Here is a 26,799-nt window from a genome sequence, read left to right as displayed (position 1 = left end):
ATTATTAGGAACATATTTAACCTTGGATTTATATCACTGGAATTGGGAATTCTGATGATATGCTTCTGTAATGTGTGGGTTTTCGGGCTTACCAACGGAAGAACTTATACCAAAATCTCAAAAATTCCGCCAAGGGAAATTGCACTGGTTCTGGGGACATCTCCAAAAATGAGATCAGGAAAATCAAACCCTTATTTCACCAAAAGAATGGATGCGACTGCCCTTCTTTACCATCATGGAAAAATCAAGAAAATTATAGTAAGCGGGGAAAAAAGCAAAGGTTATAACGAGCCGGGAGCTATGAGAAATTATCTGGTTAACCAGGAAGGTGTTCCGGAAGATATTATTGTAGAAGATCCGAAAGGGTTCAATACCTATAAAAGCATTCTGCGTTGTAAGGATGTTTATAAGAAGAAGAATGTCATTATTGTATCTCAGGGATATCACAACCTGAGAGCATTGTTTTTTGCAAGAAATAATGATATGAATGCCCTGGGGTTTGATGCGCAGGATGTCACAAAACCCGAGAGTTTCTACAGAAACCAGACGAGGGAAATCCTCGCCCGTGTGATTGCTGTAGTCTATTTTATTTTAGGCGTTTCTCCGGATTAGAAAGGATATCCGAACGCGATATTAACTGTAGGTTTGAAAGGCTGGATGAATTTGAATCTCCATCGGTCGCCTTCAGGTTTATTCGGGTCATAGATCTTATACGCAAGGTCAATTCTCGCCGTTACATAGGCAATATTTAATCTTAATCCGAATCCACTTCCGATACCTACCTGTTTCCAGAACTTACCGAACTTAAATTCATCTCCGTATCCGTCATTATAATTACGAAGACTCCATGTATTACCGATATCGGTAAATAGTGCGCCTTCATAGGTTTTATTGAAAGGAATTCGATATTCAATATTGGTGGTAAGCTTCAGGTTATCCGTCATATAAGTACGAACTCTTTCGTCTACCTGAGAATCGGCAGGACCTAATCCTCCAAAGGCTACCCAGGCTCTGATATCGTTGGAACCTCCGTTGAAATAAGACTTGATGATGGGCATATCCTGAGAGTTTCCGTAAGGTATTCCAACTCCGATAAACTGGCGCAGCACCAATGTCTGGTTTCCGTTAAACTTGAAATATTTTCTTGTATCAATATCAAATTTTACAAACTGTGCGTAAGGCAGTCCGAAAATAGTTCCTTGCGGGCCGGTAACAATACCTCCGCCGTTATCCTTTTTATTGAATATACTCAATATATTTCCCGCAAGCTCAACTTTTCCGTTAAAATAAAAGGCATTTGGATATTCCTTTTTTCCAATTTCACTATAAACAAAATTATAGATCATAGAAGAGATAAGGACATCTTGGGTCTGTCTGTCTTTGTTGACCAATGTTCCGGTAAAGGCCGTTAAAAGATCTCTTCCCTGCTGATTAAGACTTCCACGGTAAGCATCGTTCTCAATAATCATTTTGGAAACTTCATCTACACTGAGTTTTCCATCTTTATAATCTTGTCCGGTCTGCGCAGTTTCCGGGTTAAACATAAAATAATTTCCGAATACTTCATCTTTTACCCTTCCGTCATTCACAAAGTAGTCATAGTACGCATCTTTATTTTTTGTCAGACTGACCTGAGTATTGAATAAAGTAAGCTTGTGATACACCTGATCATTAACACTTGCCTGATAATTCAGTCCCGTATTGAAAATCAACCTTCCCAAACCGATGTTGTTCTGTATCGACGCCCCCAGCAAAATAGATGATGTAGGCGTGTATCGTTTTGGAATAAACTTATAATAATTAAAAGGAAGCAGCAGTCTTGGGAAGTTCAGGGATGCCTGAGCTGATATTTCGTAGGCTGCAACTCTTTTACTGATATCTTTTGTACTTCTGATAGAACCAAATGTTCCTGAAAGACTGGTAGAAAGGTTTTCCGCTCCTCTAAAAACATTTCGGGTGGTAAGGTCCACAGAAGGAGAGATCCCCAGGTTTAAAACCTGAGAATAGTTGATATCTGTTCCCACTTTAAGTTCGTATTTCGGAAGTGGTTTCAGTACATACAAAACATCTACAATACTGTCGTTTGGAGAGGTCATTCCGCCTTGTCTCAGTGAGTCTCTTGCTTTAACGATGCTGAAGTTATTCATCGATAAAAGATTTCTCTTGGTTACGTCCAGTTTCGTTTGATCAAAAACCTTTTTACTGTCCGGAATAATAGCTCTCCACACCGATGAAAGTTTATATTTATCATTCATCGTATGGAATCTTATTCTCCTTAAGCTGTCTTTTTTGGTGTTTTTAGGATAGTCACCGGGTTCATCCACAATGGCAACATCAATATTTCCAAAAGTGGCTATTTTATAAGGGGTATCCAGAGAGTCTTTATGAATTTCCAGGGTTAAAGGAACCTGTTTTCTGCTTTTAAGGGAATCTGCAACGAAATAAACTTCATCATTGGAAGCATTGAACCTGTAGAAACCAAACTCTCTCATCAGATCGGTGATTCTGGTAACCTCTCTTTCCAGAACGGTCTGGTCAAGGATCTGTCCGGATCTTACAAGACTTCTGTTCAGATTATAGTTGTAATACCCTTTGATCCCCTGATCCGGAATATTATAGAAATAATCCTTGATACGCGTAGGTTCATTATGTTTGATGGAATAATTAACCGATGCTTTTTTGGAAGCGGAATCCAGTGTATGTTTAAAATTGACATCAGCATCCCAATATCCCCTGTAGGTAAGTCTTTTCTTGATAGACTCAGCACTTTTTTCACTTCTTGTCTGATCAAGAATGACCGGCGGTGTTCCCCAGTTGTGCAGTAAACGGTCGAAAAGAAGACTTTTTCCGACACTGCTTTTCATATTATATTTAAGGAATAAAGAATCTCTCAGCTTCTGATTTCTCATCTCGCCGGGATAGGTCATATATTCATTAAGTATAGTGTCGTATTTCGGATCCGCCATATTGTACAGAAGGAGACTTAATGGCATGAAAAGAAACTGCTTTTTATTGGGCTTCTGCTGAATATAATCTTTAAGTTCCTCATCGAAAAATACTTTCTTATCCTCGAACTCTAAACTGTTCTTGGTAAGCAGATATTCGCCCTCAGGAACTTTTTTTGTCGTACTACAAGCATAAAGGAGACCAACAAATGTTGCAAATGAGATAATTTTATAATATTTTTGAGGAGAATTCTTATAATGCTTACAGCTCATACAATAAAAGTTTTACAATCTTTAGATAAAAAGAAGTTCAGACAAAAATACAATTTGTTTTTGGTTGAAGGTAATAAAATCATTTGTGAACTTTCTAATTCTAACTTTAAAGTTAAAGAAATATTGTCAACCGATCCACAAAAATTGGACCGTACTGACGTTCCTGTTACCCATATCTCTGAAAATGAATTAAAAAAAATAAGTTTTCTTAAAACTCCAAAAGATTCCGTGGCGGTATGTTATCTTGCCGAGGAAGAAAAATGGGAAGATAAGAATATACAATTGGTTTTGGATGGAATACAGGATCCCGGAAACCTGGGAACCATTATACGTCTTGCAGACTGGTTTGGTATTGAACAGATCATCTGTAGTGAAGATACCGTAGATGTTTACAATCCGAAAGTGATTCAGGCAACCATGGGATCTTTTACCCGGGTGAATGTTGTGTATACGGATCTGGTGGAATATCTTTCCAAAACAGAGAATGTAAATATCGGAACGGATATGGAAGGGGAGAATATTTATACTTTTCAGAAACCCGAAAAGCTAAACCTTATTTTAGGAAATGAAGGAAACGGAATGAGACCGGAGACGGAAAAACTTATACAAAAAAGTATCAGTATTCCTAGATTTGGAAAATCCCAGTCTACAGAAAGCCTGAATGTGTCAATGGCTGCCGGGATTATTTTAGGACAGTTATTTTCAAAATAAGATTCAGAAATTAGGGCCCAGGAAGTGAAAATGTAAAACTATTTTCTAAATCCTAAGCCCTAATTCCTTAAATCAGTTGTTCCATACTTGAAACACTTTTGTTTTTCTGGTATACTTCTATCTTTTTTCTGACATATTTCAGCGCAATAGGAGCAAGGTAAATCAATGCTGCACCAATCAGTTTTTTCTTCCAGTTGGAACTTTTCATATTCTTTTTGGCATAGTTCCCTACGATAGCAGTAACCCCCAGTTTTACAAGCCCGTCTGTAAGATTTCCTCCTTTGAAAGCAGAGCTGGCAATTCCTACAGCCGTATTTTTGCTGATCAAAAGGTCTTTCACCTCTGAAGTAAGCTGTTTGGCAATGACATCCTTCCTTAGGACCACTTTTTCATCACCGTCTTCATCAATCTTTTCCTGAAGATACTGATCAGTTAAACCATTGGTAAATGCACTCAGGCTTTCTTTTGTATTTTTGAAGGTCAGAAGATTTTCAAGATCACTAATTTCACCCTGAAGCAGTTTTTTCTTTCTTCTTAATTCTTCTATGCTCTCGTATTTTCTGCCCATAGTTTAATGATTTAAAAATTTAATAACCTGATCTGCAACAGTATTCACAATTTTTGTTTTAAAGGCAACAACAAACGCCATTACCAGTGCGTAAAATGCAGCAACAATTAAGAATCCATAGGAATAATTATCCAGTGCTTTTCCGATAAGGAAAGCGATTCCAAAGTTGAAAAGGATAATAAAAAAAGCAAAAGCAACAAGCAGTACTACAAAGTAAGTAATGAGCCCGGCAGAAAGTGACGACTTTTCAGTCGCTTCAATTTTCAGAAGATCGATTCTCTTGGAGGCGTATTCTTTAATAGTTTCTATCATTGTTTTTTTTTAAAGTTACAAAAAAAGGAACTTTCGCACAAAAGTTCCTTTCTGTAATTTACTTAAAAAGATAAATTACTTATTTTTTCAGATCATTCAGTTCTGCTTCTACATCTTTTGCCAAATCTGCAGTTTTAGAAACAATCTGATCTTTGTATTTGTCATATCCGTCTTTCACAGTATGTGCTACGCTGTTAGCTGTTTCCTTGAAAGTAGAAGAAATATTGCTGTACTGGTCTTTCACCTTTTCAGAAACCTCACCGTATTTGTTCTTTGCCTGATCTTTAAGATCATTTGCCTTCGTTTTGATTTTTTTTCTGGTTTCTTTACCTTCTTCCGGTGCGTATAACATTCCTAAGATTACACCTGCCGCAGCACCTGCAAGAAGTCCTGCCAATATACCTGCTGTATTATTTCCTTTTCTAGACATTTTAAGTTTTTTAATAATTAATAATAGATTAGTTTTTACAGTAATAAAACTTACAATTTGTATACCAAAGGAGGCCTGAAGCCTATTAAAAATTGTTAAATCTTTTTGATGTGAGATAAAATAAGCTGTATGGTTTCTTCTTTGGTGAGTGCCGAATTATCAATAACAATAGCGTCGTCAGCCTGCTTCAATGGGGCTATTTCACGCTCACTATCGATTTTATCGCGTTCTATAAGGTTTTGCTTTACCTGTTCCTTATCCGCCTCAATTCCCAGTCCTTTCAGTTCCAGAAACCTTCTGTTGGTTCTTTCATCAATACTGGCAGTAAGAAAGAATTTATAGTCTGCATCTGGCAGAACTACTGTCCCGATGTCACGCCCGTCCATAATAACGCCACCTTTTTCTGCCAAAGTGCGCTGTGACTGCAGGAGGAAATCTCTCACCTCTTTTTGCTTGGCAACAAGGCTCACATTATCAGATACGATATTGGTACGGATTTCCGTAGAGATATCTGTGTCATTCAGGAAAAGAATAAGCGTGCCGTCGTTGTTTTTAAATTCAAGTTTAATCTGGTCAAAAGAAGAGAACAGCGTGTTCAGATCAATCTCGCCGTTTTCATTCAGACAATGCTGCAAAGCATACCAGGTAACTCCTCTGTAAAGCGCTCCTGTATCCATATGAATAAGTCCCAGTTGATCAGCAATGATTTTAGAGATAGAACTTTTTCCGGTAGACGAGTACCCATCGATAGCAATTACAGGTTTTTTCATACTGCAAATTTCAAGATTTTTTTTAGAAAATCAAGAGGAAGTAAGAAATTTTCGGAATAATTAAGAAATTTCCGGCCAGGAAGATTATTCTCCTCTGTGGCTGGAAAGGTCCATAGAAATTCCTATCTGATTGACGTTCGAAGAGTTGTGATATCTCACGTGGGCATAATCAATACGGAATCTGGAAACTTTAACTCCAAATCCTGCAGAAAGTCCCGAGAAATTTCTTTGATCCGCAACCGCCAGCTCATTTCCTCTTTTTACATTATATCCCAGCCTGATATTGAAATTCTTTTCCGGAAACAATTCGGCTCCCAAAGAAAAGTGATCGGCAATCTTTCTGCCGGCACCCACTTTCTGCCCGTCCAGGTTTTCTTCTGAAGAAATATCAAACTTCTGAAGGTCATGTGCGGTAATAGTAATGGCAAGAGGGAAGTTCTTGATGATTTTGGTATATCCAAGATCGATTCTGAAAGGAAGATTTTCTCTTGTCCCGTTAAAGGATTTCAGCTGAAACCCAAAGTTTCTCATGACCAGTGAAACGACTTCCTTGCTCTTTTTATTATGATAGGTAATTCCCGCTGTTCCTGAGATCGCGGAAGAAGTATAGTTGTCAATTTTTGAGGTAATAAAATTAAGTCCTCCACCAATCGTCCAGTCTTCTTCAAACTGGTAGGCATAGCCTGCGCCAATCGCTACATCTGAAGCTTTGAATTCTCCGTTTTCAAAACCGCTTTCATCCGTCCTCGGAATACTTCCATAGCTCATATACCTTGCATTGATGGTAGCCATATGGCCATTCTCAAAGTCTTTGGCATAAGCAATCGTTCCGTATTTCGAGTCGGCAAGGTAAGCCGTTGCGTTTACAGAAAGCTGTTTGTCAGAATCTTTATTTAACAGGGCAGGGTTTGCAATAGCAAAGGAAACATCATAATCTCTTACCGAAATTGCATCTCCGCCCAAAGCAGCCTGTCTTGCAGATACAGGTACATTTAAGAAAGGATAAACATTTGTTCCTGTTTGCGCATAAGAAACAATTCCTGATAGAAATAATGAAAAAATGATAATTTTCTTCAACTCAATTTATAATTAATGCAAAAATAATCCTTTTTCGTACTTTTCAAAATATTTCTGACATTATTTCTATTTAAATATTTTTCTTTCATCAATATCTTTAATGTTTATATTTGCAAAATCAAATTCCGGGGAAACCGGTACTAATAAAAAGTTATTAAAAATAAAAGATGAAATATAAAAGAATCCTTCTGAAACTGAGCGGTGAGGCCTTAATGGGAAACAGACAATACGGTATTGACAACGAAAGACTGCAGGAATATGCAGCTGAGATCAAAAAGGTAGTTGAAAAAGGCTGTGAAGTAGCGATCGTAATTGGAGGAGGAAACATTTTCCGTGGTGTTGCAGGAGCTGCCAAAGGAATGGACAGAGTGCAGGGTGATTATATGGGAATGCTGGCCACGGTAATCAACGGAATGGCTTTGCAGGGAGCATTGGAAGATGCAGGAATTAAAACAAGACTTCAGTCTGCTATAGAAATGGATAAAGTAGCTGAACCTTTCATCAAAAGAAGAGCGGTAAGACATCTTGAAAAAGGAAGAGTAGTGATCTTCGGGGCAGGAACAGGAAATCCTTATTTTACAACAGATACAGCGGCTACCTTAAGAGCGATCGAAATCGGAGCTGATGTGATCTTAAAAGGAACAAGGGTAGACGGAATCTACGACAGCGATCCTGAAAAGAATGCAGATGCTGTAAAATACAATTCATTATCTTTTGATGAAGTATTTGAGAAAAACCTTAAAGTAATGGATATGACCGCATTTACTCTGAGCCACGAAAACAAATTACCAATCATTGTATTCGATATGAACAAAGATGGAAATTTAGAAAAAATCGTAGACGGAGAAAATGTAGGTACTTTAGTTGATTTATAATCAGTTTAACCGTTTAAAATATAAAAACACCTGTTACAGTAATTGTGACAGGTGTTTTTTATTAATGATTGTTTTAAATACTTATTTGTCTGCTTCAACATTCTGTGTGGCATTTTCCTTTTCAACCAAAACATAACGGGAAGAAATCCATCCGATGATCTGATCGATTATTTTAAGAATCATCTCCAATTCGGTGACAGCAGTTACTCCCGGTACCAGCTTCACGTCTGGTTTTGGTAATGGCTGTGATAAAATAAGTCCTTCTACCTGTGGATTGGATCCTTCCGCAGGAATGCCATTATACATTCCCACATGCTGTACGGATAGCTGCAGCATATAGTCCTGCAAAGACTCAGGAGGTGTCTTAATGCTCACCGAGGAGGCGCTTGAGTGTTGGAGCCGGCCTGGCAGCGATTGGTTCTGTATTCTTGTATAACTGGCTCCTGAATTTGAAGAATCAGCAATCGCCATTTTTTGTAAAGCGTTTAATAAGGCAGCCGTCATATAGGTAGGAGCCTGACCATAAATCGTTGCTATTTTTCCCAGTTCCGATACCGGCCATGCATGAGGAACAACGTCCAGATCGTTCCAGTGCATGGTATTCCAGCTTTGATAAGTACCTGTCTGTTGCTGCCATCCCGGAGGCAATGGTGGGAATTTACTGTTGAAAAGATTGGCGAATGCTGCCTCACCTGGCGTTGGTCCGGCAGTAGGATATACAAGCGTAACCCCGAAGGCATCCAGATCCTTATTCTCTTTCAGATAAAGGGCAAGGGTAGGTGATAATGCTCCGGCAAGACTGTGTCCACAAAATATAATGGCGGTACCCGGATCCGGACTTAAGCTGGCAAGAAACTGTTGAAGCGTGGTATTGGGTGCGGCGGCATCACCCGGACTTATAAGTCCCAGAAGTATACCAACCCCGGTAGCCGTTCCTTTTGAAATATAAGGGTCAATGCCGTTAAAGGCTGATGGAGCAAAGTTGGAAGGGTTATAAGTCGTCCAGTTGACTACTTCGGCTACCGAAAAATCTTCTGTTTCCCAATCGTAAAGAGAGGAAGGATTAGTGGCAGCAATAGCCACAACGTAGGTAGGCAATGTAGGACCTCCCGGAAATGCGACAGCATCAGATTTAACAACATATAATGCATTATCTGCAACACCGGTAGGAATTCCTTTTTCATTTTTTTCTTCGATCAGGGCAGGTCCCCAGACCAGATCCCAGTTTCCTAATTCCGATACGGCTGAAGGATTAGCTATGGAGGGTGTTTTCTGATCCATTATTTTAACCGGAGGAACATTGTTAAAATAATAGGATAAATCATACTGAAGCTGTTGCTGCAGTTGGATACCAAAACCGTTGTAGCCTCCGGCACGGTTGGCAAGACCTGCCATACCAAAAACTTGTTGATAGGCATCTAAAGATGGATTTGTCATGATGTGATTGGTTTAAATTAGTTTATAATTGTTCATTTCTGCAAAATATCTTCTTCAAGACTTTTCGTTTGTTACGGCAAGTTTTCAATGTAAAATACCTGCGACGTTTCGTTTAAAAGAATAGAGTAAAGGACGTTATAAAAAATGATATCACACTAAGTAGAAATAACCAAAATGTTCGATAGGTATTTGTACCTGAAGTTTTTTGCTTGAAGTTGATATTAAAGGTAAAATGGAGCAGATTAAGAAATGGTCAGAAATTCTACTTAAATTTTTAACAAGGGAATCAATTGCTTCTATAGTAGGTTCGTTTCTTTTACTGTATTTGGGATATAATGTTATACAAGTAATGAAATTAGACTGCCCCCAAAAAGTTAGACACTTTTTAGGGGCATTTTTTATGGGCAAATCAAAGTATAGTTTAGGATTTAAAACAGATTGTGTCGTTAACAGCTTTATTGTTAATTTCTTAAATTTATTCTTAAAGGATCTACACTAGATTTTTTACTGCCCGAATGAATCTTGATGGAACTTATTTTAAGACCGATGTGTACGGTATTTTGTTTGTTCACTACAATTTCTCCTTCCTCACCATTTTCTTTTAATAGCTTGGCTTTATATGTATGTGCGATATTAGGTTTATTATATTTATTAGCTTTTGAAATCAAAAGATGTATATATTCTTTATTAATTAATTCGTTAAAAAATACTATTTCATTAGCGTTTAAAGCTTGCAGTAAATTTAATTGATCAACCTCAAGCTTATTTACAATAGGTATAACGTTATCTTTTTTATTCCCAATTTTATATGTTGATTTATCGTAGAAAATAACTGTTAGAAACGGATTAATTGGTATAAAGACTAATAGTCCTTTGCTTCGATATCCTGTTGAAGAAAAGTATTTAGGCAAATTTTCGAATAATAAATTATATTTTGCTATAGGGAAATCAGAGCTAATAAATGCTGTTTTAGTTTCGTTTTTAAATAGTTTATACTCTAAATCTAAAACAGTTGGAAGAACATCAAGAAATACGGAAAATATAATATCTACAATTCGCTGATGCCCTAAATTAGGAAAGTTATATTCAGAATCTAAAGAATTTACTCTTGCATGAAAACTTTTCATGTTTTCAATATTTGTCAAACTTCGCATCTCAGTAATAACAAGAAATGCTAAAAGAATGTGTAGCTCTTCCTTATTTTTTTTAAGTAAATCTTTAGTAAATATTATTTGTTTAATACAAGAATCAAATTGACCTTCTAATTTAGATAAAAAGTTTTCAATTTTTTCATCTTCTCCATAAAAAAAGTCTTTTGAACATTGATGCTTTAGAGGAACATCTTGTTTGAAAAAATTAGTATTTACATTGTATATACCAATTTGCTTCAAATTTTTCATAAAAGAGAAATATCGAAGATAAAACCTAGGTATATAATGTTGGTTTTTTTTTGCCATTATTGTTTATAATAAAGAATATTTATAGCTTTTATCAAAGATAAAAAATTAGTTAAATACAGAAAGCTTCAACTGTAACTGAAAGCAAAACATCAAGGAATTAGACAATTAATAATTCCTAAGTTTATTTTTAAAAGAAGATCTGCTTCTTCTTTTGTAGTTGGCTGATATCGTTGAATAAATACAATTTCATCCTTAGGCGATATATCCGTTATTGTTTTATCCTTATGGATCGTTAGAGAGTTCCAAATATTCTCTATAGTTCTTTCTGGTAGTTTGTACAGAAAGTCGTTCCGTTTGCCTCACGAATAATCTTTTTTTGATATCCGTTTTCTTCTAGGAAATTGTAGAAATTAAAGTTATCAATTTGTTAGGTTTTTTAATTATTTTTTCCGATATTAGAGATTAAGCATTAAGGAACAATTTAAAAAATGCGTAGTAATGAAAATAGAGATGTTAGAGGATTTTATTTTGTACCTAAAAATGAGAACAGATTCTGTCGCTGTTGAATATTTATCAAAAATGCATGAATTAGCTGATGGATTTCATTCTAAGGAGTTTTCTTATTCTGTTGACATTAGAATTCCTAGGGAATTGATTATCGATTATTTAAATTTTAAAGACGGTTTATAATCGTCTTTTCTTTTTCCGTTGAGTTCAACGCCGTATTTACAACAAAACAAATAATTTTGTACAGCGTCCTATTCAAAAATATCAACGTTTTCACAAAATACAGAATGCAGTCTTACCAGAATATGGAAATAATCATTATTTTTGCAGCACTGAATAGTAAAAAATAATTTAAAATAGTAAGAAAACCCTGATGTTTACAGCGTTTTTAGCTTTAATTGATTGATATTCAGATGGATTAATAGATGTGTAATTTATCAAACTATACTATAATAATGGAAGAATTAGATCTTATATTAGAATCTGTAAAACAAGACATGGATGCAGCTGTAAAGCACCTGGATCACGCATTTCAAAGAATTAGAGCAGGACGTGCTTCTACGACAATGGTTCAGGATGTAATGGTAGAATACTACGGAGCAATGACTCCTATCAACCAGGTTGCGAATGTTTCTGTTCCGGATGCAATGACAATCTCTATTCAACCTTGGGACAGAACGGCAATCAATGCGATTGAAAAAGCAATCATTAACTCAAACCTTGGGTTTGCGCCTTCTAACAACGGAGAAAACATTATCCTTAATGTTCCGCCTTTAACAGAGGAAAGAAGAAAGGAGCTTGCAAAACAGGCTAAAGTGGAAACTGAGAACACTAAAGTAACGGTAAGAAATGCAAGACAGGACGGTTTGAAAGAACTTAAAAAACTGGAAGGAGTTTCTGAAGATGTCGTAAAAGGCGTGGAAGAAGAAATCCAGGCTTACACTGATAAATACGTTAAGCTTTGCGATGAGCATCTTAAGACAAAAGAAGCTGAAATTATGAAAGTATAATTTTCAGTTTTTAAAATATTTGTAAAGAGGTTTCCGATGTGAGACCTCTTTTTTTATTATTTTTCAGCCATTATTTTAACTTTTTATGATGCAATGCATTCTTATTCCATACTATATTGTGAAGTATTTACGTTCATTCATTATATTTAATGAATTATTCCTGACGTTCAATTAAAAAACAGGAAACAGATACTATAATGATGACAAAAATAATCGGGGTAGGAAATTATATCCCATCGGAAACAATAACCAATTTATTTTTTGATAAACATATTTTTCTTAATGAAGAAGGGATTTTATTAAAGGAGAATAACGCTTCCATTACGGATAAGCTTAAAAAGATTACAGGTATTGAAGAAAGGAGATATGCACATAGTACACAGGTCACTTCAGATCTGGGCGTCATTGCGGCGCGTGCAGCTATAGAAAATGCAGGAATCGATCCTGAAACATTAGACTATATTATATTTGCCCATAATTTTGGGGATGTTCGCTTCGGAACGGTTCAGTCTGATACGGTGCCCAGCCTTGCTGCAAGGGTGAAGCATGTATTGGGAATCAGAAATAATTTCTGTGTGGCCTATGATGTTCTTTTCGGATGTCCGGGATGGATTGAAGGGGTAATTCAGGCTCACGCGTTTATCAAATCCGGTATAGCGAAGCGATGCCTGGTTATTGGAGCAGAAACACTTTCCCGTGTGGTAGATATCCACGACAGAGACAGTATGATCTATGCCGACGGTGCCGGGGCGGCTGTTCTGGAAGTAAATCAGGATGATGATGCCGGGATCAAATCCCATTTGTCAGCTTCTTATACCCTTGAAGAAAAAGACTATCTGTATTTTGGAAAATCTTACAACAACGAAAGATGCCCGGATACCCGGTATATTAAGATGGATGGTCGTAAAATATATGAATTCGCTCTCGTGAATGTTCCGGATGCCATGAAAAAATGTCTGGACAACAGTGGATATTCTATTGACCAGCTCAATAAAATTATTATTCATCAGGCGAACGAAAAAATGGACGAAGCCATCGTTAACAGGTTTTATCAGCTGTATGGAAAACCCGTTCCGGAAAATATCATGCCTATGGTTATTCATAAATTGGGTAACAGCAGTGTGGCTACGATTCCTTCTTTGCTGACGATGATTTTACAGGACGAACTGGAACATCATAAAATCAAAAAAAATGATATCGTATTATTTGCTTCAGTAGGAGCAGGGATGAATATCAATGCTTTTGTGTATCAGTTTTAAAAATAAAAAGAGGTTTCCAACCGGAAACCTCTTTTTGTATATTCTATTTACAGTTCTCATTGTAATCATAGATCACTTCATTGATAATTGAAAGTTTATCCACCGTTGAATTGTTGATTTCATCCCGGATGAATTTTCCAAGACCGCTTCTTTTCTTCTCTTCGTTTTTCAGGGAACCATATTCTCCCTTTGTTATTTTTGCTTTTACGTAAGGGCAGTCTGCCAGGATAATTTTGGCTTTTGCGGGCGTTAATTCTTCAGCTTTTCCTCCTTTCTTTGAAAAAATATAATTGGGATTCTCTCTTAACCGGTCTGTTTCTCTCTGCGTGATGGCCTGAGTACTGTTTGCAGAAAGAGCCGTAGGGTAGCCATAAAGCTTATAAACTGTAATTTTGCCCTCCGTTACGACTTCTGCAAACTGTTCTGTTCTTGACAGATTGTTGATTGCCTTAAAGCCGGCCGATAATCCTGTTGAACTTTCAGAGCTGTTCAAGGCTTCTCTCATGTTTGAGTATTTTACAGACTTGAAAACCCTCGGAGTGTCACCTTCATACAACATATATTCTTTGATATCGTCTGTGTCGTAGGTTTTGAATTTTATCTTATTCTTTACTTTGTCAATATCAGCAATGGCCGCAAATTTTACTTTTAACTGATTTTGCCACGGACTTGAATAGCCGCCGTGGAGATGTACGACACCTTCAATTTTCTTTCCGGATTTGTCAATGATGTAGCCGTATTTTTCACCGTTGTAGGTTCCGGTTTCATCCTGATCCTGAGCATGGGCATTGAGTGACACAAGACCGAACAGGCCAATAAGTAGTAATTTCTTCATGGTTTTGTTTTAAATTCCCACAAATATAAATTTTTAAATTCAAAATCATTATCAATTAAATATTGTAATAATAATCAACAAAAAAGCTCCGGAATTTCTCCGAAGCTTTTAATTTTATTTTAAAATCAGAATTATTGGTATCTCTGATGTTCCTTACTTTTGGTAAACCTTTTGGTGATAGGTTTGAACAATGCTTTGTATTTTTCTGCATCAAACAGTTGCGAATCTGTAAGTGCTTTATACGTCATCCAGACTCCAAAGGGAAGAAGGATCAGGTTGGGAAGCCATGCTGCAAGATAAGGATTCATTTTCCCGCTCCATGACATATTTTCCACCCCGACATTCATGACATAAAAGATGATGAAAATAACGATAGCGATGATGACCGGAAGCCCCATTCCTCCTTTTCTGATGATAGAACCTAAACTTGATCCAATCAAAAAGAAGATGATACAGGTCACAGAATAGGCAACAATTCTCTGCTGGTAAATCACTACCTTACTGAAGTATTTTACATTAGAACTGTATTCATTCTTTTTGGATTCCAGTGTTGATTTCAGGTTGTCCAGCCTGGTGTAGGAATTATAAATGATTTCCATTTTTCTTTCACCTTTTACCGTATCCAGTTTGATCTGGGTTTTCGGAGCAGCTTTATGTTTATTCCCTTTATCCATATAGGTAATCACAGAATTGGTCTGGTTAAGAACTTCCGAACCTATATTGTCAAAGAACTGTTTATTGTCTTTTTTGGTTTTGGTAATCGTTCCGTCAAGCTGGTTGTAGGTCTGGAAACGGTAGTCATCCGTAATCTGTTCCTTTTCGATCGCTTTATTGATGATTTCACTGATGTCAAAGTGAGAAACCAGTGTATCGAATTTAATAGCCTGGTCCGGCTGTTTCAGCCTTACGTTATCGCCTTTTCCGGCAAAGGCATCTTCAAATACATAACCGTTATACAGTACCAATTTTAAAAAGTTCTTGTTGGCCGCTGGAACAAATTTTCCTTTTTCTGCAACAACAGACTGCTGGTTTTCGTAAGCATTGGCTTTTTTATGAACAAAAACCCCTTCAATATTTTCACCGTTCTCCCCGTATATTTTATCAAATTTTACCATATAACCGGGAATCTGATCAATAAACTGTCCCGGAGTAAAGTTGATGGCCGGTTTGGTCTGAGCAATATTAAAAAGCATATTCTTGGCTTTTTTCTGAAAATCCGGAATAATATTGTTGGAAAAGAAAAACAACATGATAGCAAGGGCTGTTGAAATTCCAAGAAGAGGAGTCATTACACGGGTCAGTGGAATTCCTGCGGCTTTCATGGCTGCAAGCTCGTACCGTTCTCCAAATTCACCGAACGACATAATACTGGCCAGGAGGATGGTAAGCGGAAGCACCATACTGATGACGTTTACCCCAAGATAAAAAAGAAGTTTGAGGATTTGCCAGTAGCTTAATCCTTTTCCCATAAACTGTCCCAACTGTACCCAGATAATGTTTACAATAAAAATGAAAAACAATACGCTGAATATAAAGAAAAACGGTCCAAAGAAGGTTTTTATGATATATCGGTCTAGTATTTTTAACATGCGCCAAAATTAATCAAAAAGCCACAAAGTTTACTTGTGGCTTTTTATATTTTCTTATTTTTTTAACGATAAAAGTAAATTTACTTAGTTGCGGATTCACTTTCAGCTTTTTAAAGTTCTGTAACGATGTAGTTTTTAAACTTATTTTTGTCAAAAACAAACATATTAGGATCCAGTTCCTGGTTTTCTTTATATTCTTTAATAGCAATTACTGCAACATCTTTATTGTTTCCGTGCTGTTCCAGTTTTACCATCTGCTTTTTCGCTGAATCGACAAAAAGGTATACATACTTTATTCCGTTGGCTTTTACTGGAGTCAGTTTAATAAAATCGGCATTCACGCCATTCACTATTTTCTTACCGTTGTATGTTACATTATAATCGTTTCTATACGTTGTAAGATAGTTGATAGGGGAGAACATGGTGCTGGTTCCGTTGGGCTTGGCAATGGTAACTTCCATATCATCGGCGTTGATGTTGTAAATTTTATTTCCGTCAAAGATCTGTTCCGTATCCATGATCTTCAGTTTGTATTTCTCTCCGGCAACATAATAAATACCAGGTTCTGTTTTGGTCACCTGTCCGTTAAGGCCGCTTCCAAAAGAAAATTTGAAGTAAGAATTCTTTTTAGAATTGTAGTTGGCTGTAATATCATCCAATATCTTTTTAGCTTTAGCATCAATCTTCTGAGCGTTGGCCATACCTACTGCACCTACAACAAAACTTCCCAATATAACTTTTGAAATAATATTTTTCATTTTCTTAATTTAATAATCGTTAGATTTTCTTTAATTCTTAAGGTTAAAACGATGTGTTTTTCCTTTAACTACGCAGATCTTCCAAAAACTGTTCCAAAATCCACCTTTTAATGCCTGATACTTTATGGCAGATAGGTTACAGATTATCTTGTTTCCGGTCTTTCAATGTACTGATCAAATTTTTCAGGAAGAATATTGGTCACAGTTAACTTATTGGAAGTAATGGTTGGTTCAATTTTAATTACTTTAGTATTTTCATCAATTTCAACCTGATGCTTACTTCTCATATTTACCATATCTATATGAAGAACCGTAAACTCATGTTTTCCTTTCTCTAAATCAACAATAACATATTCTTTCGGTCTGATTTGTCCTAATGATTTGCCATCAAGTCCGATATTCAATCTTGCCGTGTTATCCATTTTATGGAGAATTCCGGCGCCGTTATAAATAAGTACTTTGCCATTTCCCAGCGTGTTATTATCAATAACGTCCAGTTTCACAGAAGCATAATCACTGGGAACAGTTCTTAAGGCGCATGAAGATAATGTTAATGTACATGCCAGAAGACTCAATGCAATAGTTTGTTTTAATGTAATTTTCATGGTAATAGTTTTAGTGATTCTTATATCCCGGTCTCCAATCAGGAGTATCCGGGATTAATCTTTGTATTGATGATTTTTTATAATTAGTTTCTTAAATCTTCAAGAAACTGTTCCAGAGAATGAAGATCACTGATCAGAACCTCTCTTGCTTTAGCACCATTGAATCCTCCCACAATACCACTTGCTTCCAGCTGATCCATAATTCTTCCGGCTCTGTTATAGCCCAGTTTCAATTGTCTCTGAAGCATTGAAGTAGATCCCTGCTGGGTAGAAACGATTATTCTTGCGGCTTCTTCAAATAAAGCATCTTTTTCGTTCGGGTCAAAAGCACCTACTGTACTTGATGAATCTTCAGATACGTATTCAGGAAGTAATAATGCTGAAGAATACCCTTTCTGTTCTCCGATAAACTCTGCCAGTCTTTCCACTTCCGGAGTATCCACGAAAGCACACTGAAGTCTCAGGATCTCGTTTCCGTTGAAATAAAGCATATCTCCTTTACCAATCAGCTGATCTGCTCCCGGAGAATCAAGGATGGTTCTGGAGTCAACACTGGAAATTACCCTGAAGGCAGCTCTTGCAGGGAAGTTAGCCTTGATCATACCTGTAATAACATTAACGGAAGGTCTCTGTGTAGCTACAATAAGGTGGATTCCTACGGCTCTTGCAAGCTGTGCAAGTCTGGCAATCGGTAATTCAACCTCTTTTCCTGCCGTCATGATCAAATCTGCAAACTCATCTACTACCAATACGATATACGGTAAATAACGATGCCCGTTTTCAGGATTTAATTTTCTTTCCGTAAACTTTTTATTATACTCTTTTAAGTTTTTACAAAAAGCATTTTTCAGAAGATCATATCGGGTATCCATTTCAATACAAAGAGAGTTCAGTGTATTGATTACTTTATTTGTGTCTGTGATGATGGCTTCTTCTGCATCCGGTAGTTTTGCCAGATAGTGTCTTTCAATTTTAGAATATAATGAAAGTTCCACTTTTTTAGGGTCTACCATGACGAATTTCAGTTCGCTCGGATGTTTTTTATAAAGAAGGGAAGTAAGGATAGCATTAATACCAACAGACTTACCCTGACCTGTTGCTCCTGCCATCAATAAGTGAGGCATTTTTGAAAGGTCAGCCATAAAGATTTCGTTGGAAATGGTCTTTCCGAAAACTACCGGAAGATCCATATCCGTATTCTGGAATTTCTGGGAAGCGATAACAGAACGCATAGAAACCATGGTAGGATTCTTTCTTGGCACTTCAATACCGATTGTTCCCTTTCCTGGCATTGGCGCTATAATTCTGATTCCTAATGCGGAAAGGTTCAGCGCAATATCATCCTGCAGTTTTTTAATCGCTGCTACTCTGATTCCTGCTTCAGGAACAATTTCATACAGCGTAACTGTAGGACCGATTGTTGCTTTAATCTCTGCGATTCCAACATTGAAATTCTTAAGAAGTCCGACAATCTTGTTTTTATTTTCTTCTAATTCTTCCTTATTGATAGAAATTTCTTCATTACCGTAATCTTTCAGCAAATCTACAGGTGGCATCTGGAAGTTGGCCAGATCTAGCTTGTGGTCATATAAACCATGCTTTTCTACCAGTTCCTGAGACTTTTTATCAGAATCATCCAAAACATCAACCACCTGTGCCACTTCTACATTGAATTTAATATTTTCCTGTGCCGGAGCAGTGGTTACTGCCGGAGACGGAGCAGAAGGTCTGATATCAAATGCTTCTTCGGGGCTTGAAACCGGAACAATGGGCTTGGTAGAAAGGTTTAAGCTTACCTGTTGAGAAACATCTCTTGGTTCTGCTTCAAAAGAAGTATGGTTGGGTGTGGAAATGGTTTCTATTTCGTTGGAAACCGGAACCTCAGGAAATCCTTTCGGAGCACTTACAGGTTCTGGTTCTTTCATTGTATTGACAGGAGTTGTAACGGGCTTGTTGGCAACATCACTCACCGTAACTCTGGAAAGCGTCTCTTCTTCCGCTTCCTCTGCTTCCTCTTTCAATTCCTCATCAGCTTCGAAATCATCATTGGAGTCCGGCATCATAGATTTTACTTTTCCAATCGTATTTTCATTGATTTTATCCAGTTTCGCTTTGATAGAACTTGGACGAAGATTGAATTCAAGAATAAAATAGAGAAGAATGCTTGCAGCTAATACCGTCCACAGACCTACTGCTCCGATGATAGAGTTAAGATAGTCCATGATCTGATATCCATAAACACCGCCTAAAACACCCTGGCCTTTCGTAAGTGCCCCCATAAAAATAGGAAGCCAGCAGATGAAAAATAAAGAGTGGCCGATCGTTTTCCACGGTTTGAAGATTTTCTTCTTAAGGATCAGAGTCCCCACTACAAGGAATAAAAATGCAATGATAAATGAAGCAATACCAATACTTTCAAAAATGAAAATATTTCCAAGCCAGTCACCTACCTTGCCAAAGATATTGGAAGATTTTATGCTTTTGTCCAGCATGGTTCCGGCCTGGCTTTGATCTGCTTTCCAGTTCATCAGATAAGAGACGAATGAGAGTGCAAGAACAGCCGATAAAAGTATAAAAGTAAGCCCAAAAAAAATACGTGGCTTAGATAAGATTCTGCCTTTCTCAGGCGATTCAGTCGGTTTTTTTTGTGTCTTTTTATCCATAATATCAATGTCGCAAATTTAATGTTTTATTCAACACTAAATAAATCTTTTTTATCCAAAAAACATTTTGGTAATCCCGCTTTTATAAAGGGTATTTAAAATTTTTACTTTAAGAATATTTTCTCTTATGACAGAATAAAATAAGGTTATTTTTTTGGCTTATCCAAATCTGATACCGTTAAATTATATTAACTGTTTATGAGTTGTTTTTCTTTAAAAAGGTAATAAAATTTTTGATTTAATCGGACAGAGATGAAAAAAATTAACAATATTAAAGTTTTTAGATAGCAACAGTGTTTTTTGAACTAGTTCAAAGGTCAGGAGGTGAAGCCTCTGTAATTTTGGCCAATACAATTTTACTCATGAAAAATAAATTTAAAACTATTCTGACCTCTTGTCTGATATTAATTTCAATGATTACAATGAACGCACAACAACAAAAAACGGAACACACGGCGCTATTAATTATCGACGTACAAAACGATTATTTCCCGGGCGGAAAAATGACACTGGAAAAAAGCGTACAGGCCGCTGAAAACACCAGAAGAATTTTAGAATATTTCAGGAACAATCATCTTCCTGTCATTCACATTCAGCATATTTCTACCAATGATGGTGCAACGTTTTTCCTTCCGGGTACAGAGGGCACTAAAATCAATCATCTGGTTTTACCGAGGGAAGATGAAAAAGTTATCGTTAAGCATTTTCCCAACAGCTTCAGAGAGACGGATCTTCTAGGTTATCTTCAGTCAAAGAAAATTAAAAATCTGGTGATTACAGGAATGATGACAGATGTCTGTGTGGAATCTACAACCAGAGCTGCTTTTGATTTCGGGTTTACCAATACCATTATCGGAGATGCTACAGCAACCAGAAACCGTGAACTGAATGGGGAAGTGATAAAGGCTGAAGAAGTTCAAAGATCCTTTTTGGCCGGGATTTCTGCTCTTGGAAATCTTTATGCCCGTGTAATAAATACTGATGAACTTTTAAAATAAGGCTGTTTTTTAGATAGGGAACGTGTACAATGAACTTCAATTTTTGTTGGGTAAACGCAAAGGTGCAAAGTTTTATCATACGTATTGTTTAATTTAAGACGCAAGGAAATCGAAGATTTCCAGCAAAATGAATCTAATAAATTTTATCATAGATAAAATCCTTGCGCCTTAAAAACTGCTGATATTTCAAAAAAATCTTGGCGCCATTGCGTTTTCTAATATTTTTTATTTAGCAAATACCGAAGATTTCTAATAAACTTATTTAAAAAGATCATTTGCTTAATATAAAAACAGCTTAACATAACTTAATTTGATAAAGGTGCCAATAATTTTGATACCTTTATTTTGCTTAAATAATCCGATGTCCGATTTACTTTTTAAAAATATCAGTCAATATATCAATCTTCCAGAAGAGGATTTTCAAAAGTTTGCAAAGCCTTTTGAACGCAAAACATTTAAAAAGAAAGAAGTGGTGCTCAAAGAAGGAGATTATTGTTTCTTTGAAGGATTTGTTCTGAACGGGTGTTTTAAAATCTATTATCTCAATGAAAACGGATTGGAGCAAACCTTATATTTTGCGGTTGAAGGCTGGTGGATTACTGATATTGACAGCCTCATCAATACCGTTCCCAGTATTCTCAATATTGAAGCCCTTGAAGACAGTGAAGTTTTGATGATTTCTAGAAAAGATAAAGAAAATCTGTATAAAACAATGCCGCAGATAGAAAAGCTTTTCAGAATCATGAACCAGAAATCTTCGGTAGCGTTGCAGAGAAGAATTCTTTCCTTAACGGGCAAAACAGCAGACAAACGATATCTTGAATTCCTTGAAAAGTATCCTGGATTGGAACAACGGATTACCCAGCAGCAGGTAGCATCCTATCTGGGAATTACCCATGAGTTTTTAAGCAAAATCAGGAGGAAAATGTCATTGGAAAAATAAGTATATTGCAACAGTTTTCTTTATCATATCAGGATTTGTATCCGATTAGGATAAAGAATGATAATTAATAACCGATTGAAGACTTTTTAATGGAATTTTTTGGTGTCCCCGGAATTTTTATTTTCATCTTTTTAATATTGATCAGACCTTTAACAGTCTTTTTTCATGAAATGGGGCATGCCGTTACCGCCTGGCTGGTGACAAGAAAGAAAGTACATGTCTTTATGGGTTCTTACGGAGATAAGGATAACAGTTTTCTCATCAATTTCAAAGATTTTTCTTTTTATATTTTTAAAAATCCCCTTAAATGGGGAAGAGGACTCTGTGAAAGTGAAGAAAAAAGATTTTCTGTCAATAAGCATATTTTATATGTATTTGGAGGGCCGGCTGCATCATTATTACTGGCTTTACTCTCTTATTTAATCATTTCAAATACTCAATTTCTTACTTTGTTTTTCATCATCTTAATGGTTTCTTCAGCAATTGATTTTTTGATCAATATTTTTCCGAGCCACAAACCTATTTATATGAGTGATGGAAGATTAATATTTAACGATGGAAAAGCTATTGTCAATCTTATCCGTCAGAAAAAACTGCCTAAAGAATATACAGAAGGAATCTATAAATTTAACGAAAAGAAGTATTGTGAAGCGGCATCAATCTTTGACAGTTTACTGCAGGAATCAAAAGATCTTGATATCTACAGGATGGCAATAGTATCTCATATTAATGCTAAGAACTTTGAAAAAGCAAAAGAGACAGCCATTACATTCAAAGAAAATAATTCTTCCATGACTACGGATGACTGGACGAATTTTGCATTGACCTTTACTGAAACAGGATCGTTGGAAGAATCTCTTGAATATTATGATAAAGCCTTAAAAATAAATCCGGACAACAAATTTGCTTTAAATAATAAAGGGTATACACTAATTCTCCTCGAAAAATACGAAGAGTCTATCCCTTTATTAAACAAAGCTATTTCAGTGGATAAAAAGTTTTCATATTCCTATAATAACCGCGGACTGGCAAAAATTAAATTAAACCTTTGTGAAGAAGGACGTAAAGATATTGAAGATTCATTAAAGCTTGATTCGCAAAATGCTGATGCCTATAAAAATTTAGGAATTTACCATATGAAAAAAATGGAGTATCAGGAAGCAATGGATTTGTTTTTAAAAGCTAAGAAAATGGATGGATCATTCACCGGAATTGATACTTTAATCAATAAGCTGAAATTAAAAATGGAGGTGAATCATACTTTGGATACGTAAAATGTTTTATATGAGTTGATTATGTTGAGAATATGGAATTGGTTATAGAGTTTCTCAATCAGTCGGATAGGCAATATAAATCCAGATATTTACATTTTTAAAAATTGAATTTTTCTTAATGTTTCTGGGGCTTATTAAGAACGTTTCAAAATAAGCAAAACCAAGGCCAAAGTGATAAAAAACAGCTTTTTTTAAGCTCTTTGTGGTTTATCATGCTTATTTTTGCATGTCAAGTACAATAAATCATGAAGAAGCTCCAAGATATTCTTATCTCAACCAGGACAATGGCTGTATTGTTGCTGGTGTACGCATTCGCGATGGCTTATGCAACGTTCTTAGAAAACGACTACGGAACTCCTACAGCAAAAGCATTAATTTATGAGGCTAAATGGTTCGAACTGATCATGGTCTTACTGATTCTCAATTTCATAGGAAATATCGGAAGATACAGACTGTGGAAAAAAGATAAGTGGCCGGTTCTTGTTTTCCACCTTGCCTTTGTTTTTATTTTTATCGGTGGTGCCATCACCAGATACATCAGTTTTGAAGGAACAATGCACATCAGAGAAGGTGAAACGTCCAACGAAATCGTAACCGATAAAAATTTCTTTAAAATTCAGATCGAAGAAAAGGGTGATGTACTGAATTATCAGGATGTTCCTTATCTGATGTCTCCGTTACACAAAGATTTCAAAGCAACTTATGACTTCCACGGAAAAGAAGTGAAAGTGTTTGCCAAGGAATACATCCAAAGAAAAAAAGACAGCCTTGTAGCTGAGCCAAATGGTGCTGAGTATCTTCATCTGGTTTCTACCGGAAATACTGGAAGACAGAATATTTACATCAAACCGGGAGAAACAAAATCCATCAACGGTACTTTGGTGACATTCAACAGAGCGATTGAAGGTGCTGTTGAATTTAAAAATGAAGGCGGAAAATTATTCATCAAAACTCCTGTAGATGCCAGCTATATGACCATGGCTACACAAGCAACAGGAACTACAGTGAAAGATGCGTTTCAGCCTTTGGCATTAAGAAGTTTATATACCATCAACGAGCTGAAGCTGGTAGTACCTGAAGGTCTTAAAAAAGGAAGACTTATGGCTATTGAAGGCGACAGAAAGAAAGATGCTAATGTTCCTGATATGCTTCAGATTGAGCTTCAGGGACCAAAAACAAAACAAATTGTAGACCTTTCGGTTGAAAAAGGAAACCCGAATGCTTACAAGCAGGTTACTATGGACGGTTTAAACATCATGGTAGGTTTCGGACCTAAAGTATACAACACGCCTTTCGCATTGAAACTGGATGATTTCGTGATGGAAACATATCCGGGAAGTTCATCTCCAAGTGCTTATGAAAGCCACGTAAAAATCATTGACGAAGGTAAAGAAACTCCTTATAAAATCTATATGAACCACGTTCTTAACCATAAAGGATACCGTTTCTTCCAGTCGAGTTTTGATCCGGACAGAATGGGAACCGTTCTTTCTGTAAACCACGATTACTGGGGAACTTTGATTTCTTACATCGGATACGGACTTTTATTCCTTGGAATGTTTGTCATTTTCTTCTGGAAAGGAACTCATTTCTGGAAATTAAATAAAATGCTGGCTGACGTGAATAAAAAGAAAGCAGCAGGTATCCTTTTATTGTTCTTAAGTTTAGGTTTACATGCACAAAAAATCGAAACTCACGGAACTACCGACGGAAGCAGAGAACATATTCATGTTGAAGGAGACAATCATTCCCATGCTCCGGCACCGTCTGCCCAGCCGCTTGATGGCGCTGCTCCAAAGCAGAACTCTCTGGCAACTCCAATGGGAAAAATGAGAACTATTTCTCCGGACGAGATCATTGCAAGAAACAAAATCAGTAAAGAACACGCTGATAAATTCGGATATCTTTTGGTTCAGAACTTTGAAGGAAGAATTGTTCCTATCAATACAGAAGCAATCGATATTTTAAGAAAATTATACAAGAAAGACGAATTTAAAGGAACAGACGGAAAATCTCTTACAGCCAACCAATGGTTCCTTTCTATCAATACAGATACTCCGAGCTGGACAATGGTTCCGATTATTAAAGTAGGAACTAAAGGAGGGGACGAGCTGAAGAATAAAACAAAAGCAGATGAAGATGGTTATACTTCTCTGATGAACCTTTTCCCGGCAGATGCAAACGGTAATCTTACTTATATTCTTGAGCATGATTACAACACCGCATTCCGTAAGAAACCGGCTGAGCAAACAAACTACGATAAAGAAGTAATTGCTGTAAACGAAAGAGTACAGATCTTCAATGAGTTCTTCAGCGGTCAGTTTATGAGAATTGTTCCTGTGAAAAATGATGCCAATCACACATGGCATTCATGGCTGGATCAGAAATTCGAACCGGATATGGAATCTCAGCAGGTAATGGGACCTTATTTTGCAGAAGCGCTTACCGCACAAAAAACCGGTGACTGGAGCAAAGCAGATGCAGAATTGAAAAAGCTTTCAGACTATCAGCAGAAATGGGGTAAAGCAGTTGTTCCTGCTAAATCCAAAGTAGATCTTGAAGTATTTATGAATAAAGTAGATATTAACTTCAAATTATTGATCTTCTACACGCTTATCGGTGGTCTTCTTCTGATCTTGGGATTTGTTGAATTATTCAAATCAAATAAAGTATTAAATAAAGCAATTAAAGTAATCATTGCAATTGGTTTAATTGGATATCTGTGTCATTTCTTAGGACTTGTTGCAAGATGGTATATCTCAGGTCATGCTCCTTGGAGTAACGGATACGAAGCAATTATCTTTATCTCCTGGGTAGGTATTACGGCAGGTTTGATCCTGTACAGAAATGCCAATGCATTGATTCCTGCAGCCGGATTCATGGTGGCAGTTATCATGATGGGATTTGCCCACGGAGGCTCAGCACTTGATCCGCAGATTACACCGCTTGTTCCTGTACTGAAATCTTACTGGTTAATTGTTCACGTAGCTATTATTACATCAAGTTATGGATTCTTCGCGCTCTCCATGATTATTGCTGTAATTTCATTGGTATTCTATATTATTTCCAATAAAGAAACGTATAAAATTCACCACGATACGACATTGAAAGAATTGGTAATCGTTTCTGAAATGTCATTAACCATCGGATTGTTTGCTTTAACAGTAGGAAACTTCTTAGGAGGAATCTGGGCCAACGAATCATGGGGAAGATACTGGAGCTGGGACCCGAAAGAAACATGGGCTTTCATTTCCATTATGGTGTATGCATTTGTACTGCACATGCGATTAGTACCTGGATTGAGAAGCAGATGGGCATTCCACGTAGCAACAATGTTTGCGTTCTGCTCAATGGTAATGACATACTTCGGAGTAAACTATTATCTAAGCGGACTTCACTCATACGCAGCGGGAGATCCGGTACCGGTACCAGCCTGGGTATACATCGGAATCTCAACAATGATCATCTTATCAGCTGTTTCTTATTGGAAGTTTAAAACTTTAACAAAGAAATAAAATACTGAACCTATAATTTAAAATCCCGGAATTCACTTTCCGGGA

The 26,799-nt window shown here is 36.6% G+C and carries 23 protein-coding genes; 10 read left to right on the top strand and 13 right to left on the bottom strand.

Features of this window, described 5'->3' with window-relative positions; translation table 11 throughout:
- Positions 1 to 54 precede the first annotated feature (54 nt).
- Positions 55 to 612 carry a SanA/YdcF family protein gene (locus tag AB1278_RS13150; RefSeq protein WP_395974871.1) on the top strand — a complete coding sequence of 186 codons (558 nt, stop codon included), beginning with the start codon at positions 55 to 57 and terminating at the stop codon, positions 610 to 612.
- Here AB1278_RS13150 and AB1278_RS13145 read toward each other — a convergent pair.
- Positions 609 to 3,218 (bottom strand): BamA/TamA family outer membrane protein, encoded by a 2,610-nt coding sequence (locus AB1278_RS13145; protein ID WP_429814850.1) that lies wholly within the window; start codon positions 3,216 to 3,218, stop codon positions 609 to 611. The genes AB1278_RS13150 and AB1278_RS13145 overlap by 4 nt on opposite strands.
- Here AB1278_RS13145 and AB1278_RS13140 point away from each other — a divergent pair.
- Complete coding sequence (locus tag AB1278_RS13140; protein ID WP_429814848.1) at positions 3,204 to 3,929, top strand: TrmH family RNA methyltransferase; 726 nt, start codon at positions 3,204 to 3,206, stop codon at positions 3,927 to 3,929. The two genes, AB1278_RS13145 and AB1278_RS13140, sit on opposite strands and share 15 nt — an antisense overlap.
- A gap of 67 nt (positions 3,930 to 3,996) precedes the next feature.
- Here AB1278_RS13140 and AB1278_RS13135 read toward each other — a convergent pair whose 3' ends face one another.
- From AB1278_RS13135 to porQ, 5 genes are all read right to left on the bottom strand, one after another.
- Positions 3,997 to 4,497: a phosphoribosyl-ATP pyrophosphatase gene (locus AB1278_RS13135; RefSeq protein WP_202842456.1), complete on the bottom strand. Its 501-nt coding sequence runs from the start codon at positions 4,495 to 4,497 to the stop codon at positions 3,997 to 3,999.
- 3 nt (positions 4,498 to 4,500) lie between these two features.
- Positions 4,501 to 4,809, bottom strand: coding sequence for a phage holin family protein (locus AB1278_RS13130; protein ID WP_034694332.1), 309 nt, complete (start codon positions 4,807 to 4,809; stop codon positions 4,501 to 4,503).
- 79 nt (positions 4,810 to 4,888) lie between these two features.
- Positions 4,889 to 5,239, bottom strand: a complete 351-nt coding sequence (locus tag AB1278_RS13125) for a YtxH domain-containing protein (RefSeq protein WP_047431084.1) — start codon at positions 5,237 to 5,239, stop codon at positions 4,889 to 4,891.
- Between the two features lie 95 nt (positions 5,240 to 5,334).
- Positions 5,335 to 6,009 (bottom strand): (d)CMP kinase, encoded by a 675-nt coding sequence (gene cmk / locus AB1278_RS13120; protein WP_429814844.1) that lies wholly within the window; start codon positions 6,007 to 6,009, stop codon positions 5,335 to 5,337.
- An 84-nt stretch (positions 6,010 to 6,093) separates the two neighbouring features.
- The gene (porQ, locus tag AB1278_RS13115; protein WP_110008755.1) at positions 6,094 to 7,086 is read right to left on the bottom strand and encodes a type IX secretion system protein PorQ; all 993 of its coding nucleotides are present in this window, start codon (positions 7,084 to 7,086) and stop codon (positions 6,094 to 6,096) included.
- A 167-nt stretch (positions 7,087 to 7,253) separates the two neighbouring features.
- Between porQ and pyrH the strand changes: the two genes are divergently transcribed.
- Complete coding sequence (pyrH, locus tag AB1278_RS13110; RefSeq protein ID WP_076355472.1) at positions 7,254 to 7,961, top strand: UMP kinase; 708 nt, start codon at positions 7,254 to 7,256, stop codon at positions 7,959 to 7,961.
- Between the two features lie 81 nt (positions 7,962 to 8,042).
- Here the strand turns inward: pyrH and AB1278_RS13105 are convergent, their stop codons facing one another.
- Positions 8,043 to 9,398: a lipase family protein gene (locus AB1278_RS13105; protein WP_429814841.1), complete on the bottom strand. Its 1,356-nt coding sequence runs from the start codon at positions 9,396 to 9,398 to the stop codon at positions 8,043 to 8,045.
- Positions 9,399 to 9,859: 461 nt separating this feature from the next.
- Positions 9,860 to 10,855 (bottom strand): DUF4238 domain-containing protein, encoded by a 996-nt coding sequence (locus AB1278_RS13100; protein ID WP_429814838.1) that lies wholly within the window; start codon positions 10,853 to 10,855, stop codon positions 9,860 to 9,862.
- 441 nt (positions 10,856 to 11,296) lie between these two features.
- On the opposite strand from AB1278_RS13100, the gene AB1278_RS13095 reads away from it, so the two are divergent.
- From AB1278_RS13095 to AB1278_RS13085, 3 genes are all read left to right on the top strand, one after another.
- Positions 11,297 to 11,488 (top strand): hypothetical protein, encoded by a 192-nt coding sequence (locus AB1278_RS13095; RefSeq protein WP_429814835.1) that lies wholly within the window; start codon positions 11,297 to 11,299, stop codon positions 11,486 to 11,488.
- 272 nt (positions 11,489 to 11,760) lie between these two features.
- Entirely contained in the window at positions 11,761 to 12,315 is a 555-nt protein-coding gene (frr, locus tag AB1278_RS13090) for a ribosome recycling factor (protein WP_034694343.1), read from the top strand.
- A 197-nt stretch (positions 12,316 to 12,512) separates the two neighbouring features.
- The gene (locus AB1278_RS13085) at positions 12,513 to 13,574 is read left to right on the top strand and encodes a 3-oxoacyl-ACP synthase III family protein (RefSeq protein WP_062670066.1); all 1,062 of its coding nucleotides are present in this window, start codon (positions 12,513 to 12,515) and stop codon (positions 13,572 to 13,574) included.
- A gap of 43 nt (positions 13,575 to 13,617) precedes the next feature.
- On the opposite strand, the gene AB1278_RS13080 is transcribed toward AB1278_RS13085, so the two are convergent.
- The 5 genes from AB1278_RS13080 to AB1278_RS13060 form a co-directional block, all read right to left on the bottom strand.
- The gene (locus AB1278_RS13080) at positions 13,618 to 14,409 is read right to left on the bottom strand and encodes a hypothetical protein (protein WP_202842444.1); all 792 of its coding nucleotides are present in this window, start codon (positions 14,407 to 14,409) and stop codon (positions 13,618 to 13,620) included.
- A 131-nt stretch (positions 14,410 to 14,540) separates the two neighbouring features.
- Complete coding sequence (locus tag AB1278_RS13075; protein WP_137904035.1) at positions 14,541 to 15,998, bottom strand: LptF/LptG family permease; 1,458 nt, start codon at positions 15,996 to 15,998, stop codon at positions 14,541 to 14,543.
- Between the two features lie 110 nt (positions 15,999 to 16,108).
- Positions 16,109 to 16,756, bottom strand: a complete 648-nt coding sequence (locus AB1278_RS13070; RefSeq protein ID WP_202842440.1) for a LolA family protein — start codon at positions 16,754 to 16,756, stop codon at positions 16,109 to 16,111.
- Between the two features lie 143 nt (positions 16,757 to 16,899).
- Complete coding sequence (locus AB1278_RS13065) at positions 16,900 to 17,361, bottom strand: hypothetical protein (RefSeq protein WP_110008766.1); 462 nt, start codon at positions 17,359 to 17,361, stop codon at positions 16,900 to 16,902.
- An 83-nt stretch (positions 17,362 to 17,444) separates the two neighbouring features.
- Positions 17,445 to 20,024 carry a DNA translocase FtsK 4TM domain-containing protein gene (locus AB1278_RS13060; protein WP_429814831.1) on the bottom strand — a complete coding sequence of 860 codons (2,580 nt, stop codon included), beginning with the start codon at positions 20,022 to 20,024 and terminating at the stop codon, positions 17,445 to 17,447.
- Between the two features lie 362 nt (positions 20,025 to 20,386).
- On the opposite strand from AB1278_RS13060, the gene AB1278_RS13055 reads away from it, so the two are divergent.
- From AB1278_RS13055 to ccsA, 4 genes are all read left to right on the top strand, one after another.
- Positions 20,387 to 21,022 (top strand): cysteine hydrolase family protein, encoded by a 636-nt coding sequence (locus AB1278_RS13055; RefSeq protein WP_202842434.1) that lies wholly within the window; start codon positions 20,387 to 20,389, stop codon positions 21,020 to 21,022.
- A 361-nt stretch (positions 21,023 to 21,383) separates the two neighbouring features.
- Positions 21,384 to 21,965 (top strand): Crp/Fnr family transcriptional regulator, encoded by a 582-nt coding sequence (locus AB1278_RS13050; protein WP_202842432.1) that lies wholly within the window; start codon positions 21,384 to 21,386, stop codon positions 21,963 to 21,965.
- A 137-nt stretch (positions 21,966 to 22,102) separates the two neighbouring features.
- On the top strand, positions 22,103 to 23,239 hold the full coding sequence (locus tag AB1278_RS13045; protein ID WP_202842430.1) for a tetratricopeptide repeat protein: 1,137 nt from the start codon (positions 22,103 to 22,105) through the stop codon (positions 23,237 to 23,239).
- Between the two features lie 245 nt (positions 23,240 to 23,484).
- Entirely contained in the window at positions 23,485 to 26,754 is a 3,270-nt protein-coding gene (gene ccsA, locus AB1278_RS13040) for a cytochrome c biogenesis protein CcsA (protein ID WP_429814828.1), read from the top strand.
- The last annotated feature ends 45 nt before the right edge of the window (positions 26,755 to 26,799 follow it).

It is taken from the genome of Chryseobacterium sp. NRRL B-14798 (assembly GCF_050470705.1).
Classification (GTDB): Bacteria; Bacteroidota; Bacteroidia; order Flavobacteriales; family Weeksellaceae; genus Chryseobacterium; species Chryseobacterium cupriresistens.
The sequence above is the reverse complement of the archived record's forward strand: the minus strand, read 5'-3'. Positions and strand labels throughout refer to the sequence as shown.